General features: G+C 62.9%; 14 protein-coding genes. 4 read left to right on the top strand and 10 right to left on the bottom strand.

Annotation, left to right across the window (positions count from 1 at the left end):
- Window positions 1-84: 84 nt before the first annotated feature.
- From B5520_RS07455 to B5520_RS07480, 6 genes are all read right to left on the bottom strand, one after another.
- Window positions 85-1,764, bottom strand: coding sequence for an ArnT family glycosyltransferase (locus B5520_RS07455; protein ID WP_079596455.1), 1,680 nt, complete (start codon window positions 1,762-1,764; stop codon window positions 85-87).
- A complete protein-coding gene (locus tag B5520_RS07460; protein WP_079596456.1) occupies window positions 1,761-3,053 on the bottom strand; it encodes a glycosyltransferase in 1,293 nt (430 codons plus the stop codon). The genes B5520_RS07455 and B5520_RS07460 overlap by 4 nt, the downstream gene beginning before the upstream one ends.
- Window positions 3,050-3,661, bottom strand: coding sequence for a GtrA family protein (locus B5520_RS07465; RefSeq protein WP_079596457.1), 612 nt, complete (start codon window positions 3,659-3,661; stop codon window positions 3,050-3,052). The genes B5520_RS07460 and B5520_RS07465 overlap by 4 nt, the downstream gene beginning before the upstream one ends.
- Window positions 3,662-4,314: 653 nt before the next feature.
- A complete protein-coding gene (locus tag B5520_RS07470; protein ID WP_176156808.1) occupies window positions 4,315-4,533 on the bottom strand; it encodes a hypothetical protein in 219 nt (72 codons plus the stop codon).
- A gap of 26 nt (window positions 4,534-4,559) precedes the next feature.
- Window positions 4,560-4,982, bottom strand: coding sequence for a hypothetical protein (locus tag B5520_RS07475; RefSeq protein ID WP_079596458.1), 423 nt, complete (start codon window positions 4,980-4,982; stop codon window positions 4,560-4,562).
- Window positions 4,983-5,024: 42 nt separating this feature from the next.
- A complete protein-coding gene (locus B5520_RS07480) occupies window positions 5,025-5,456 on the bottom strand; it encodes a hypothetical protein (RefSeq protein WP_254865512.1) in 432 nt (143 codons plus the stop codon).
- Between the two features lie 393 nt (window positions 5,457-5,849).
- Here B5520_RS07480 and B5520_RS07485 point away from each other — a divergent pair, with 393 nt between their 5' ends.
- Window positions 5,850-6,659 (top strand): hypothetical protein, encoded by an 810-nt coding sequence (locus tag B5520_RS07485; RefSeq protein ID WP_079596460.1) that lies wholly within the window; start codon window positions 5,850-5,852, stop codon window positions 6,657-6,659.
- Here B5520_RS07485 and B5520_RS07490 read toward each other — a convergent pair.
- The gene (locus tag B5520_RS07490; RefSeq protein WP_104443455.1) at window positions 6,550-8,208 is read right to left on the bottom strand and encodes a serine hydrolase domain-containing protein; all 1,659 of its coding nucleotides are present in this window, start codon (window positions 8,206-8,208) and stop codon (window positions 6,550-6,552) included. The two genes, B5520_RS07485 and B5520_RS07490, sit on opposite strands and share 110 nt — an antisense overlap.
- A gap of 7 nt (window positions 8,209-8,215) precedes the next feature.
- Window positions 8,216-8,941, bottom strand: coding sequence for a hemerythrin domain-containing protein (locus tag B5520_RS07495; protein WP_079596462.1), 726 nt, complete (start codon window positions 8,939-8,941; stop codon window positions 8,216-8,218).
- A 225-nt stretch (window positions 8,942-9,166) separates the two neighbouring features.
- Between B5520_RS07495 and B5520_RS22705 the strand changes: the two genes are divergently transcribed.
- On the top strand, window positions 9,167-9,307 hold the full coding sequence (locus tag B5520_RS22705; protein WP_176156809.1) for a hypothetical protein: 141 nt from the start codon (window positions 9,167-9,169) through the stop codon (window positions 9,305-9,307).
- A 306-nt stretch (window positions 9,308-9,613) separates the two neighbouring features.
- Complete coding sequence (locus tag B5520_RS07500; RefSeq protein ID WP_254865513.1) at window positions 9,614-10,828, top strand: acyltransferase family protein; 1,215 nt, start codon at window positions 9,614-9,616, stop codon at window positions 10,826-10,828.
- A 285-nt stretch (window positions 10,829-11,113) separates the two neighbouring features.
- On the opposite strand, the gene B5520_RS07505 is transcribed toward B5520_RS07500, so the two are convergent.
- The gene (locus tag B5520_RS07505; RefSeq protein WP_079596463.1) at window positions 11,114-11,494 is read right to left on the bottom strand and encodes a DUF1304 family protein; all 381 of its coding nucleotides are present in this window, start codon (window positions 11,492-11,494) and stop codon (window positions 11,114-11,116) included.
- 151 nt (window positions 11,495-11,645) lie between these two features.
- On the opposite strand from B5520_RS07505, the gene B5520_RS07510 reads away from it, so the two are divergent.
- The gene (locus tag B5520_RS07510; RefSeq protein ID WP_079596464.1) at window positions 11,646-13,676 is read left to right on the top strand and encodes a multicopper oxidase family protein; all 2,031 of its coding nucleotides are present in this window, start codon (window positions 11,646-11,648) and stop codon (window positions 13,674-13,676) included.
- 98 nt (window positions 13,677-13,774) lie between these two features.
- Here the strand turns inward: B5520_RS07510 and B5520_RS07515 are convergent, their stop codons facing one another.
- Entirely contained in the window at window positions 13,775-14,491 is a 717-nt protein-coding gene (locus B5520_RS07515; protein WP_176156810.1) for a GAF and ANTAR domain-containing protein, read from the bottom strand.
- Window positions 14,492-14,502 lie beyond the last annotated feature (11 nt).

The following is a 14,502-nucleotide window of genomic DNA, read 5'->3' on the forward strand; positions in this document are numbered from 1 at the left end:
CGGGGACCAGTTGCCGATCGGTCCTGGCGAATACCGCCACTCCGAAGCGCATCCTGCCGGCAGGCCTGTCGTGTCGGAGCATGTTCAAGGAGTGATGGCAGCGGTGGGTGCCTCTTCCGGGTTCAGACGCATCCACTCCGGGTCGACCGGGTCCATGTCCGGATTGACCTTCAGCAAGCGGATCTGCTGGCCAACAGGGCCCCACGCCTTGACTAACTCGCTGTGCGAGAGAGCAGCATGGGCTTGAGGAGCGTTTTCTATCCCTAGGATTTCTCCTCCCACGAACACCTCCATGGCACGGCCCGTGAAAATGTAGTCAACGTCTTTCCACCCGCCGGGCAAATGTTCCGCTTGCTCCAATGGGTCCCGGTCCAACTTGAAATGCCAGAGCGGACCGGACCAGCCGTCCGAACTCCACCCCATGTCCACCAGCTCGTTCCACGCGTTGTCGTCAGTAAGAATTGTCGTTTCCCGAGGAAGATTGGAGTCGATATAAGCCAGCGCCTCCTGGTACGGCACGTTCTGGTTCTCGGTCACTGCGCGGAACGATTTGCTGGCCCATGACGGAGCCACAGCGAACACAGATGCTGCGACCAGGCCCGCTACGACCACACGACCCGTCCACTTGACCGCCCCTCGAGATCGAAAGCTTGCAGTGTGCCAGAGCTTCCAGGCGAGGTAAACGATGATCAACGCGAAGAACGGCAGCGGGGTGATGATGTACATTCCGGGGATGTAGCCGCCCCGCAGCGCTACCACGAGGTAGACCACCGGAACGAGCGCGATTCCGCGCGACTGTCGGAAAAACAGCCCCACGAAGCTCAGCAGCATCCCCGCGGTGACAAGGTACGGATCCAGACCCAGCCACCCCTTCAATATATTGTTCGCACCCGAGCCGTCCGTGAACATAAAACCCGCGCTGCCTCGGCCGTGGAGCTGCCAAACTATGGTTTCCCAGAGCGAGACGTGCCCGGGTCCCGGGACCAGTTCGTTCTTGATAATTGCGAACAGTAGCCAGCCGCTGATCACTAACGCTCCGGTTCCCAGGAACCCAACGAACGAGAAGGCACGAGTCCGGGCCCATGAGGATACCCACAGGGCTACCAGGGCCGCGGGCAGAGCCACCGCCGCGGTCTCCTTACTAAGGACGGCAACCCCGAAGGCAGCTCCAGCCGCGATGTGGTACTGGAGCTTGGGCTTACCGGTGACCAGTGCGAAGCAGGCGAGCAGCCAGACAAGGGCGATGTTGTCCAGGAAAATCTGCCGCCCCAGATTAATCGTCATCGGAGACAGCGCCCATACCAGCGGAGCCACGAGTGCAACGTAATTGGGCAGCCCCACGTGGCGTGCGATTTTGTACATCAGCGCAGCGGAGATGACCGCGATCAGGGCCATCACCCCGCGCCCTGCGGTTTGAACTGGGATGCCGTCGCCACTCCAGAACCACTGCAGCGGAGTAAGAAGTACGGCCAGCTGGATCCATCCGAGCGGCGGATGGTCGTACCAGTACGTGTAGTGCGCCATGACTCCTTGATTGGCTACTGCCCAGGCCTGTGCGAAGTACGTGCCCTCATCGTCGTTGCTGAACTCCGGGTATCCGTGAAGATTGACTCCGTAGAGGACTGCAACGAGTGTGAGGACCAGAATCAGCGGTATTGCTCTGAGCAGCCGGTAGCTCCAGCGATGCGGATCAGCCTGCTTTGTCTTAGAAGGAGGTGCCACCGCCCTGGGGACGATGGGAGTCGTGTCCTGGATTGCGGTCATGCCTTGGCCCCCTCAGCCGGAGGATTGATGATGCTGGTGGCGAAGACATTGAGGTGCGTACCGGTGTGGGGAGTCTTGTCCCAAATAAAGTTCCTGCGGCGGAACTTAACCACGGCGGCAACGGCGGCGTATAGCAGCATGCCTTGGTAAAACGGAGTCGAGACGACCAGGAGGATATAGTCGCGCACTCCGATCTTGAAGTTCATATCGCGCCCGAACTCCCGCAACACCAAGACCTCGAAGATCACAGTCAGCATCAGTGGAATGAGCGGTACGTAGGTGGTCAACACGATGCCGGTAGGAAGCGAGAACGCGATGGCAGTGAGGAACGCTATGGGCAGGAGGACCCCCGCCAGTGCCATCGCGTATTGCTGGACCAGTGTCCACCAGCCGCTCATGCGACGCTGCCACGAGGGGAGCTTTTTCCACTCTCCCTTGGCCAGCACCTGCATAAAACCGAGGCTCCAGCGGGTCCGCTGCTTGATAAACGCCTTCACCGTGGTCGGCGCCTCTTCCAGCGTTGTGAGCGCCGGATCGTAAACACACACGACGTGCTTGCCCAGTGCTGAAAGCCGCACGCCGATTTCGCAGTCTTCTGCGAGGCAATTGTCATCCCAGCCGCCTACCTCTTCCAGAAGGTGACGCCACACGAAGACCGTGTTGCCCCCGAGCGGGATGAACCCGGAAACCGCGTGGCCGTGCAGGCGTGATCGGAACCAGATGCGGTATTCCAGGCAGTTGCGCAGCGTGAACCAGCGACTCCGGTAGTTGATGAGGTGAACCGCTCCCTGAACGACGTCCGCACCGGTGAGCTGGAATGTGCCGTCGATGTGGTCGAGCAGCCCGGGAGCGGTCAAGGATTCGGCATCTATGATCCCGACAATGTCCCCGGTGCAGAGCTGGAGTGCGGAGTTGAGCTGACGGGGCTTGTTTTTGACGGGGTCGCTGTTGACCGAAACCTTGATGTTCTGAGGGTGCAAGGCGGCGAGCATCCGAGCACGGTCGACCGTGTCCACGTCGTCGTCCCCCACGGAGATGACGATCTCGACGTCACTGTGAGTCTGGTCCAAAAGCCGCTGAACGGTCGCGGTCATGACCTCATACGGTTCGTCCCGGCAAGGAACGATGATCGAGAAGGAGCGTTGGCTGGACACGCTGTCGGTGGCGAAGTTGGTTGACTCGTAGTTCTCAGGAGTCCGCCAGGCATGGAGCATCCACCACAGCGTTCCTACGCAGACTGTGAAGAGCAGGACAGTGCCGAGCAGCAGGAAGAAGATTAGCGCGCTCATGCGGAGACCTCCTCTACTCGGTCGCCTACTCGGTCGCCGGCCGCACGGTGGCGTGCGTCCCGCTTCGCCAGCTTGGGACGATAGACCACCCGGCTCGCGAAGAGGAACCGGGCGATGAACGCGATGGCCAGTGTCACCGCTTGGGCAAGTACCGCCAGGACGTGCATCGTTTCGACAAGGAGGATCAGGAACGGCAGACGGATAAGCGCCTCGACGTTGTTGAACACCAGGTGCTGAGTCAGGCGGCCCCGCCACGAGTGGGTGCCGTCCCGCAGGTCGCGGAACACAAACCGCTCTTGAAGCAGGAAGTTATGAAGCATGGAAATTTCAGCGGCAATGACTGCGGCGGCAACGTAACCCATTGCGAATCCATCGTGGACGAGCAGTGCCATGACGAGCAGATTGACAACGGTCCCGAGCGCTCCCACTACCGCGAACCGGGTCATACGGCCCAGGCGGAGGCTCGCCGCTTGATAGAGAGACAGAGTTCCGTTGCGCCAGCTGGTCTTGTTCTCTGCCGCCAGGCGCTTACTGACCATGAAGGACAACTCCGGCCAGTGCAGATTCTTGAAGCTGCGTTGAGGCAGCTGCTTCATGCCGAAAATCATGGTAGCTCCCGGTGAGTTTTCGCAGTTTGGACGCCATGCAGACAGGCTGCGATGGCGCCGAGGTCATAAGCGTTGTGCACTCTCAGCGGAGTTAAGTCGGAGTTCGGTGCTGCCTCACAGGGAACAAGATCCAGGGCATCAGCCCGGGAATCCCTGTGTGGACGAGCGAAATTCTGATTCGATGTGAGCGGGAGGTCGTAACCGATACCGCTTCGGGGCTATTAGCTTTGTTGCCGTTGGCTCGACGTAGAGTCAGCGTAGATCGCCCTCAGACAGCTTTTACAGAAAACCGAGTACCTGTCTTTCATAAAGTGGATTACTTGTATTAGTCCCGTGTTGGAACTAATTTCCGAACACTTTGTTTCCGTCCCATTACTCACATTTCACTTATGCGCGGGCATAATTCTTTTATTAACCAATGCCGCACCAGTTCAGGCCGTCCGAGCGGCGTTTACGCTCATTCTCGCCGGAATGCGGGCACGTGGACCGTAAATCTCCCTCACGCTCTAAATGATGGCTAAATCACCTGACTGGGCTCATGGCACACGAGAATCACTGCGCGCGCATAATTGTCAATCTCTTCGTCGCATTTCAATGGAGGACGTAATCCAGCGTGTCCGGCATCTCCGGCGGGAAGTGGTGAAGAACAAATCCTATTGAGGAGTGTCGGGCTCGTCGGGATGTTTCCGGCCCAGCTCAAGGAGATTGATGTCCACCCTGCCGGAAATGCCCGGCTTGGGCGAGCCCCGCAGCATACGGAGATGGGTGGCCCGGTACTCGTCTCTGGCCACCGTGAATGTATAAAAGGTGGCACCGCCGGACAGGGCAGTCACGAACAGCCCACCCCACAAGGGTGGCCGGATCGGGACCACGGTGTGACCTTAAGCCTTCCGCGTTTTTACAGCGTGCTGGGGTGGACCGAGATTAGCCCTATTAGGGCCACGATAGGGAGTGCAACAACAACGGGCCCGGCAATCAGGGCCCAGGTGGCCGGATACCCGCGATAGCCTCTGCCGCGCAGCTTAGCCGCCCAGAGGATGGCGTAAATGATGCTGGCGATCAGGTACGGGACTGTCATCACGACCGTTCCCAAACCGAGCCAGATGGTCGCCTGCAGAACATCTGTCCCGCCTGGCGTGTACATATCGGCCGAGGCGGACGTGCCCGCAAGAAAAAGAAGCAGCAACATGACCATCAGGAGACCGGCGACGACCAGCAGAATCGTCCTGAACACCTTGGCCCAGGCAGGCAACGGTGGTACTTGGACCTGAGCTGCCGGGTGCTGGGCGGGGTTATGAGGGTACTGGTGATGGGGTTCCACGGTGCTCTCTTCTGGCTTGTGCTGCAAGTCTTTCACGGGCGGTCAGACGGGGTGGACGTGCACGATAATGACCTGGACGTCCTTTGAACCGTCGTAGCGGAGGTCGTACTGGACCTGGAGGCCTGTCGAAGTGCCCGGCGCCAGCGCAAAGTCGCTTCTGTCGTCTGGATGGCGGGACGTGGATTCGATCCAGTCCTCTGCCGATTCACTGGGAATGCCGTAGCGGTCCACGCCGTCGCGAATCAGGGCCGTGAAGTCCGGCAATGATTCGGCTGTGAGGAAAAATGTGACTTCACGGAAGTCGGGCCCACTGTTCATGCCGTTGAGCCGGAGCCTGTCCGTATGGGTACGGATCAGACCCGTCGGCGCTTCAATGATCAGTTCCATGACACCATCGGAAATCAGGACATCCGGCGCCTGGCTGGTGCCGTCCTCCAGGCCGACGCTTTTTTTGCTGAGCTCGCCAGACGTCATATCGAAGAATGCAATCTTTGACGTCTTGATCCGTTCAATTCCGGCCGGATCCAGACGTGAGTAGGGCTTGGCGCCCGATGGCGGCGAGGGCGCTGGTGACGCTGTTGCGAGAGTACCAGGACCAGTCACGGCGCAGCCTGTGAGCACCAGCGATGTGAGCAAAAACGAGGCAACCAAGCCCTTCATACTGATCCCCCATGAGTATGCGACGGTCTGGTCAGTAAATCACTTGCCGGGATGACCAGCGAACTTCCAGGCAGGGGAGTTGTGCCCATCGCGGCGGGCCCCGGAAGGTGTTCTCGGGTTTCGACAGGCTCAACCACCGGTTGGAGGTTTCGACAGGCTCAACCACCGACTCCAAGCTCAACCACCGGCTTGCCCGGAGAATGAACTATGGACGACGACCAAGCCCTCGATCAGAAGCAGTCCCTGCCCGACCGGCTGCAGTTCGTCCGTGTGGTGGCCTGGCTTATGGTGGCCGTGTCCGCCGTCGGGCTCTTCGGCATCGCCGATCTCATGACCCTCCCCGGCTGGGTGGACCAGCGCTATGTCTGGGCCGTTTCGCTGGAGGCCAGTTGGGGGAGCCTGATGACGTTCATCTTGGCAGGATCCTACGCCAGCATCGCGCTGAACCCGCGTGACCCCTGGCCCGGAACAGTCCTTCTGGTTGTGGCGGGCATGGCGCTCGTAGTGTGCGCCATGCTCGGCGCTGACAGCCGCCCGCTGCCCCTGGCTCTGATTGTCGCCGTCCCGGCCATCGGACTCCTTTTCTCCGCACGTAAGGAGATCGCGCCGCCCGACCGTTCCTTGCGGCCGGGTTGGCTACACCTCCTGTTCGGGGCAGCCGGAGTGCCGCTCTGGCTGCCGTACTCGATTCACGCCTTCCAGATGTCCAGGCTGGAACCGAACGCAGGGCACGACACCTGGGGGATCGAGCACTGGCCGGTCCAGGGCGCCGCGGGCATCACCATCATGGTGGCTGCCCTGATCATGGGCTGGTGGGGCCAGGGCCGTCCGCTTCTGAGGGTGAGCATCAGCCTGTCCGCCGTCTATATCGGCGTGGCCATGCTCGCCTACCCCGACCGGGCAGGCGCTATGGAAGGCCCGATGTGGGGTGTCGCAATGGTGCTGTGGGGGACGGCCCTGGCGCTGCTGCCCGCGAACGGAACCAAAGCCATGCCGCCACGGCAGTCCGCACGGTAGCCCACACCGCCGCCAACACCAGGGCGGGCACAATAAACAGCCCGGCGTCGGGGACTGTGCGCACGATGACCGGCAGGTCGGCGTCGAAATGGTTCGGGATGTAGACCAGTCCCAGCCACAGGATGGCCGCGTCCAGCAGCAGGGGCAGAACCGCGACGGCGGCGATCCGGCGTCCCGGAACCGGCCGGCCGCTCCGTCCCCACCGGTTCAGTGCGCGGCCCACGAAACCCAGCGACACGAGCTCCGCGAGGAGGGCCAGCAGCGCCACCGCCCAGCCGTACTGCTGAAGCGGCTCCTCCCGGACTTCCGCCGGCACGGGCGCCTTGCCATGGAGGATCCTCAGGACGTTGCTGTCCATGGCACGGGCCAGGGAAGCGGTGGACTGGCTGGCGCCGTTGACCAGCAACACAACGCCCAGGCGCTCGCCGGGAACCATGGCCAGAAATGACTGCGTGTTGGACCACGAACCGGTGTGCTCCAGCACCAGCGGCAGGCCGTACCACTGATCCTTGGGCCCCGCCGGGTCCAGGTTCTCCCACAGCGGCCGGGCAAACCATGCCATCGCGTATGAGCTGAACTGGTCCACATTGACCGTCGGTTTCAGGAGCGCCGCGGCGGATTCGGGGGACACGATGGCCCTTCCGGCATATTGCCCGCCTGACAGTTCTGCGATGAGAAGGCGGCTCAGATCCTCGGCCGAGGAGTACATGGTGGACGAGGGCGCGCCCATTGCGGGGACCGGCATGTCAGCCGGATGCCAAACGGAACTGAACCACTGGTAGTAACCCTGGGCTGCCCGGTTGGCCGCTGCGTAATCGGCAGAGGCATGGCTGTCAGCCATCTGCAGGGGCGTATAAACGTAGAGCTTCATGTACTGGGCGAAACTTTCACCCGTCACCGACTGCACCAGCAGGCCCAGGATGTCGTAGTTGAGGTTCGAGTAGGTGAAGGTTTTGCCCGGGTCATCAACGAGGACCGCGTCCGACAGATCCCTGACGCCCTGCTCCAGGGCCTGCGGGCTGCGGTCATCCGCGGCCTGGTAGGCGCGGCCGTCCCGTTCCGAGAAGCCCGCCGTGTGGTTCAGCAGATGGGCCACCGTGATTCGTGCAGATTTTGACTCGTCCGCCGTGCGGAACCACGGAAGGTAGTCCCTTGCCGGCGTGTTCAGGTCCAGCCGGCCGGCATCCACCTGCTGCATCACGGCGACGGCGGTGAGGGCTTTGCTCGTTGAGGCGAGGAGTACCGGCGTTTGCGGGGTCATGGGGCGCCCGGAGGCGTCAGCCACGCCGAACGCGGCAAGGTGGACCAGTTGGTCACCCTCCACCACCGCGAGCTGCACTCCCGGCAGGCCCAGCTGCTCCATCTGTTCCTGCAGGTACTGGTCCGCGGCCTGGAACCGGTCAGCACCTATCTGCCCCACGGCGCCGGGTGGGTCCTTGACGTCCACCTGGGAAGCGGCGATCGCCCCCATGGCGATGACAACGGCCAGGGCCACCCGAACGACGACGGCACGTGCCGCCGTCGTCCGCGCTTCCACACGCCAGGCCACCGGCTGGTTAGAGCGTCTCGGGAATGGGGCGTCCCGGAAAAAGTGTGGCGTATTGTCTCCGGTACATGCCGCGCCCCACGAGTTTGTAGGCGAGGCGGACCGGTGCGGGGATCTCGTTGAACAGTTCCCTCCGGTCCGCGGGAGGGTTGGTGGCCAGCACCATCCCGAGATAGGCGACCATGAATTTCTTGTCGAACTGTTTGATCCCGTGCTGCCCGATGTTCTTGTTCTCCTCCTCCGTCATCACCCTGTCCGCCACGGGCATCACCTCCGTGACCTCGCGCCGCAGGTGCACTTTCAGGACAGCCGACAGGTCCTCGTAGCGTGCGGCGAGTTCCGAGCCGGCTTCGAGGTCGGCGGTCTCCATCCAGCGCAGGCGGTTGGGCTCGATGTGCTCCAGCCGTTGGGTGACCTGCCTGTGCTGCTCGAGCATCTGCCCCACGTGCAGCGCGCAGGCCGGGGCCCGCTGCTCCAGTTGCGGGTACATCAGCAGGTCCTCGCCCTCGTGGTGCACGTGGAGGACCTTGTCGAAGTTGCCGAGCACTTCCCCCACGTACGCGGCGCGGGCGGTGTCCCCAGCCTTGACGGAGCGCACCAGGCCGGGCGCTTCGTCGTACGCCCACAGGAAAAAGCGGTGGATCCTCCGCATGGACGCCGAGCCGGTGCACAGCACGGGCCCCGGCGGCAGGGGAGCAGCGGTCTCGCCGGGCTGCATGGTGAAGAAGTCGGTCATGTGATGGGCCCTCTCATGGACGTCATGCAGACCAGGACCTCTCCCCGCCAGCATCGTAACGCCTGCCTATTTGCTTCACAATGGCCCATGCTTGGTGCCGCTGTGTGGTGCTTACGACGACGGCGGCGCGCGCCGCCGTCGTACCCTTTATTCAAGTAGTTGGCCTTTCAAAGACAGGTACGCGATGCGCGGGTGCCGGCGCCTTGGGCTGCATAGACTCGGCGCATGGCAAATGTAATTGAGCGCAGGCACGGGCGCCGCAGAGGGCCTGGTCCTGCCAAGGGAAACGGCCAGCCTCTCGCTGTTTTGGGTGTCGTCGTCCTGATGATTGCCGCACTGGTCACCGCGTACGCCCTGATGCGATAGTCCAAGCTGATGCACGTCGTACTGCCGGCCCCGGAAGGGCAGGATTTCGATTGCCCGCATCAGTTTGTGGGACGTTGTGACGCATGCAGCGGGTCACTAACGGGACAGGTGGCGCTGGGTGGCTCCGGCACTTTTGACCCCTCCCGCAGTGGTCCCTCCGCCGTCACAGAACCTCCGGGCGCAGCGTAGGGTCCGAGGAAGAAGGCGTACGACGACGGCCCCGCGCCGCCGTCGTACGCCTCCTCTTGGAGGTTCCGCCCAGCCTTCACCCAGCGCAGTTACCGGAACGTTATATATGCTTGCTTAGTGGTTTTTAGGTCAAGCAGCGGAATTTCATCAGTCAAAGAACGCGCGGCAGCCCCCGACACGGGGCTCGTATCCGGGCGCCAGCATGCCCTGGACGGGCTGCGCACCATCGCCGTAGCGGGCGTCTTTTTCTTCCACACGGCAACGGAACTCATCCCCGGCGGGTTCATCGGCGTGGACGTGTTCTTCACGCTGAGCGGTTTTGTGATCACCCTGCTGATCCTGAAGGAACGCCTCAGCACCGGGCGGCTGCGCCTCGGTGTTTTCTACGCCAAGCGGCTGGCCAGGCTGTGGCCCGCGCTGCTGGCGCTGTGCGCTGTGATCCTCGCGGTGGGGCTGCTCTTTCCCGCGTCCGGGTGGGGCGGCCAGGAGGGCTTCGTCCTGCCGGCCGCCGGGTACGTCATGAACCTGGCCCACGTCGGCGTCTTCGGCAATTCCATCACCGGCGAAACCCTCGGCCCCACCTGGACCCTCGCCGTGGAGGAGCAGTTCTACCTGGTGTGGCCGCCGCTGCTCCTGCTGATGCTGCGGTTCTGGAACCTGCGCGTTGTCACGTGGATAACGGCCGGCCTGGCCGTCGCCTTCCTGCTGGAACGGTTCGTGCTGGTTGCACTCGGCGCGCCGTTGGGCCGACTCTACAACGGGCCGGACACCAGGGCCGATGAGCTGCTGATCGGCTGCGCGCTGGCCCTGCTGTTCACCTGCGTCCGCCGGGGCTCACCACTCCACGGCTCCCTGCAGGCGGCTGCCCGGTGGGGCGCCCCGCTGGCGGCCGCCATCGTGGTGGCTGCGGTGTTCCTGCTGAAGGAACCGGACACCCCCGGCCCGTGGTTCGGTGTTTTCTGGACGGCCGGCCCCACGGTGCTGTCCCTGCTGGCGGCAACGCTGATCGGATCGCTGGTCCTGCAGCCGGCCGGCTTCATGGCACGGTTCCTCAGCCACCCCTGGCTTGCAGGCCCCGGCCGGGACCTCTCCTACGCCGTGTACCTCTGGCACATCCCCGTCTACCTGCTGCTGATGCCCTTGATCCCGGAGCTGCCTCTCCGCATCGCGCTGGCGGCCGTCCTCACCGTGCTGCTGGCCTGCGCGTCCTTCCGCCTGGTGGAGCGGCCGCTCCGCCGCTGGGCCAACGAAAGGCTGGAGCCCGCCGTCGTCCGTTCTGCCTCTGCGGAGGTGCCGGAGCGTGAACTGGTGTCCGCCGGGCGGGGGACGTAGGGTGCCTGCTTGCCCGCTGCCTGCCCTCTGCAGCGTCCTCCACCTGCGCGAATAATCTCCAGCGAATTTCCTTTGCCGAAGCACTTTACGTAGGGGGCCCGGCTTATTAGAGTCAGTTCTTGTCATAGTCCGGATGGGCGCTGAGGGGCGTCCGGGAAGGGGGAGTGCATCACCGCTGACCGTTACCAGAAGACAAATGACCACTACGTTGAAAGCCCCTCCTAGGAGGGGCTTTCCCCTTGCCGGCGCCCGGAGCCAAAGCCGCTTTTGCGGGTCGTCCCGGCTTTACCGGAAGAAAACGTAGAAGAGCACTGCCAGGCCGGGAAACAATGCCTGTCCAATGGCACTGGTCAGCAGCCGTTTTTCGGTGACCCACAGCCAGAATCCCAGGAAGATGTGGCTCGCGCAGCAGAAGAGCACGATCGCTGTCCCGCCGGCGGCGTTCCCGGTGTTCACCATCCACAGGCCGGCGGCAATGCCCACGCCAAAGGTGATGTTGTAGGCGCCAACGTTCATCGCCCACATGCGCACGGCCGCAACATCCTCAGGTTTGATCAGGAAGATCCGGTAGAAGCGGCGGTCACCGTGGAAGAAAATCTCCAGGGGCCCGACGGCGAGCAGGGCCAGGGCGGTTCCGCCGGCAAAGATCTGGCTCAGCAGGTTCATCCGCGTCCTTCCTCATCCCATGGGCCGCAGGCTTTTCGTGCAGAGTACTCCGCAGCGGCAAGCGCCTTCAAGGGCTTTCGGCGAGGTGCACTTCGCCAGAGGACCAGATTTCCCCAATGTTTTCTCAGGGTGGTTATTCCAGTCTTTAGCCATGTCAATCACACGCCGGCAGGCATTGCAAATAGGTGGAGTTGGAATCATCGGCGCCTTTGGTCTGGCGGTGCCGTTGACGTCAGTGGATGCGAAGTCGGCAAGCCGGCTGGCACCCAGCAACATGCCCAGGCCCTTCCAGAGGACCCTCGAGGTGCCCACGGTGGTTGCGCCGACGCGCACCACGGTGGACCCGGACGGCCACAAGCGGCATCACTACCGCATCGAGCAGAAGCTCGGTTCGGCCAATATCGTCCCAGGCTTGAGCACACCCATCCTTGGCTACAACGGGACGTTCCCGGGCCCCACCATCAAGGTGAACCAGGGCGAACGAATCACCCTGATGATGGACAACATTCTGCCGCTGTTCCACCCGCAGTGGGGCTACCGGCTGGATACGTCCACCCACCTGCACGGTTCGGCGTCGCTGCCGCAGTTCGACGGGTACGCCAACGACCTGACCGGGCTTGGCTTCTGCAAGGACTACGAGTACCCGAACTTCCAGCCGGCACGGACCCTCTGGTACCACGACCATGCAGTCCACAACACGGCGCAAAGTGTCTACTCCGGGCTCGCCGGCCAGTACCACATGCATGACGACGTGGAACGCAGCCTGCTTCCCCAGGGCAAGTTCGATGTGCCGCTGACGGTATCCGACGCCATGTTCGCGGCCGACGGACAACTGGCCTACGACGACAACACCCACTCCGGCCTCTGGGGCGACGTCGTCCTTGTCAACGGGGCACCGTGGCCGGTCATGAAGGTCCAGCGGCGGATTTACCGCTTCCGCATCCTCAATGCCTCGATTGCACGTTCCTACCGTTTCTCCTTGAGCACGGGGGATCCGGTGACCATGGTGGCCACGGACGGCGGGCTGATGCCCACTGCCCAGCAGGTGTCGTCATGGCGGCACAGCGGCGGGGAGCGCTACGAGGTCCTCATCGACTTTTCCAAATACGCGGCAGGACGGCGCGTGGAACTGCGCAACCTGTCCAACGACAACAACGTGGACTACGACTTCACGGGCAAGGTCATGGCCTTTGATGTGACCGACGAACCGGTGGACACGTCCGGTCCGGCCGCAAAGGTCATGCCGACTCTGCTCACCCCGAGCGGGCCCATGAGCCTGACACCTTCCCAGTCCGTGAAGAGCCGGCACATGCGCGTGAAGCGGGACAACGACATCTGGACCATCGGCGGCATGACGTGGGACGAGGTGGTTGAAAGCGGCTACAAGAAGGTCCTGGCCGATCCGGACCTGGACGATGTGGAAATCTGGACCATCGAAAACAGCTCCGGCGGATGGTTCCATCCCGTCCACATCCACCTGGTGGACTTCCAGATCCTCAGCCGCAACGGACGGCCGCCGTTTGCCTACGAACGCGGGCCCAAGGACGTGGTGTACGTCGGCGAGGGCGAGACGGTCCGGTTGCTCATGAAGTTTGAGCACCACCGCGGCAGGTACATGATCCACTGCCACAACCTCCCGCATGAGGACCACGACATGATGGCGCAGTTCAGCGTGGGCATCGACACGAACGACCCCGACCCCAACCACCCCATCGAGGCCTCGAAGCCGCATCCGATCAACCAGACCGCGCCGGTGGAGGAACCGGTGGAGGAACCCACGGACGAGCCGACAACGGAAACGCCGGAACCAACCGCCAGCGCAAGTGCCACTGCCGAGCCAACGGAGACGGCCACCGCTGCCCCCGCGGAACCGACGGCGACAGCAACCCCGACGGCAACGAGCGACGTCCTCACCATCACCACCGCGCGGCACCGCCTTAACAAGGACATGGACGTTGCGGGAACCTCCAGGATCGACGGGGCCGTCCCCACCGGTTCAGCCTCGGTGAAGGTCTACGACGTCACGCCCGGACGTACCGAAACCCTGCTGGGAACCGTCCCCATCAATTCCCTGGGCAGCTGGTCCCTGTCAGCTAAGCCCGGCCCGCGCCAGCAGGTCACATCCGTCAGGGCCGTGTCCAGCCGCGGCGGAACGGCCACCCGCCGGATGGATACCCGGTAACAGGTTCGAAAGCCCCCGGCGGTCTTACCGCCGGGGGCCGAACCATGCAGTGAGGGCTTCGGGGAGCCGGCCTGGGTAGCGAGGCTCCGCTGCTACCCCTACTCCCGGGTGGCCTCTCGGAGAATATCCCGTGCTACATCGTGGAGTGGTGTGCTCTCTCCACGAGAGCGGGCCAACAGTACCTCCAAAGCCTCCTGTGAGTTCAAATTCATGCGCTCCATCAGGATCCCTTGCGCTTTTGCAATCATGTCTCTGTTGGCCAGGGCCTCCGCCAGTTCCTCACTCATCCGTTGTGCAGCTTCCCGGTCCCGCATGTGGCGCAGCAAGACCGCGACTGGGCTGGCGAGCCGCTCGATCAGGAAGACCGAGGTGTCATCAAATGACAGCGGGAGGGGGGAGTAGACCTTCAGGGCACCAATTTTTCTTCGCCCAGTGGTCAGCGGTGCGCTGAGAACAGAACGAAGCGGAAGATCCGCCACGGCCGCCGTCCAGGTAGGCCAGCGAATTTCTTCCCGGATGTCCTGGATGATGATGGGGCGCTGTTCCGCCCAAGCGCTGAGGCACGGTCCCTCGCCGAACCTGTACTGCAGTTTGTCCGCTCCGAGCACGACCGTATCGGTGGCACCGGTGCTTTCGCTACGGCCGCGGGGGTGAATGATTGACGCCCCAGCTCCTGCCGAGTTCGGGATCGAGTCCTTTAAGACGTACGACAGGGACTGGACCGCCTTGGAGGCATCGTCCTCGGTGAGGAGGCCGGAAAGCATCCTCCCTGCTACTCCGGAGAGTTCATAGGCCTGTGGAAGGGCATCGTTCATGGCTGTTTCTC

The organism is Arthrobacter sp. P2b (assembly GCF_900168295.1).
Taxonomy (GTDB): Bacteria; Actinomycetota; Actinomycetes; order Actinomycetales; family Micrococcaceae; genus Arthrobacter.

What these genes read in the sequence shown, in the direction of transcription:
- B5520_RS07505 (WP_079596463.1), bottom strand. Translation starts at nt 11,494, where the DNA reads ATGAACCTGCTGAGCCAGATCTTTGCCGGCGGAACCGCCCTGGCCCTG.
- B5520_RS07495 (WP_079596462.1), bottom strand. Translation starts at nt 8,941, where the DNA reads ATGACCGACTTCTTCACCATGCAGCCCGGCGAGACCGCTGCTCCCCTG.
- B5520_RS07465 (WP_079596457.1), bottom strand. Translation starts at nt 3,661, where the DNA reads ATGATTTTCGGCATGAAGCAGCTGCCTCAACGCAGCTTCAAGAATCTG.
- B5520_RS07455 (WP_079596455.1), bottom strand. Translation starts at nt 1,764, where the DNA reads ATGACCGCAATCCAGGACACGACTCCCATCGTCCCCAGGGCGGTGGCA.
- B5520_RS07460 (WP_079596456.1), bottom strand. Translation starts at nt 3,053, where the DNA reads ATGAGCGCGCTAATCTTCTTCCTGCTGCTCGGCACTGTCCTGCTCTTC.
- B5520_RS07480 (WP_254865512.1), bottom strand. Translation starts at nt 5,456, where the DNA reads ATGACGTCTGGCGAGCTCAGCAAAAAAAGCGTCGGCCTGGAGGACGGC.
- B5520_RS07510 (WP_079596464.1), top strand. Translation starts at nt 11,646, where the DNA reads ATGTCAATCACACGCCGGCAGGCATTGCAAATAGGTGGAGTTGGAATC.
- B5520_RS07515 (WP_176156810.1), bottom strand. Translation starts at nt 14,491, where the DNA reads ATGAACGATGCCCTTCCACAGGCCTATGAACTCTCCGGAGTAGCAGGG.
- B5520_RS22705 (WP_176156809.1), top strand. Translation starts at nt 9,167, where the DNA reads ATGGCAAATGTAATTGAGCGCAGGCACGGGCGCCGCAGAGGGCCTGGT.
- B5520_RS07485 (WP_079596460.1), top strand. Translation starts at nt 5,850, where the DNA reads ATGGACGACGACCAAGCCCTCGATCAGAAGCAGTCCCTGCCCGACCGG.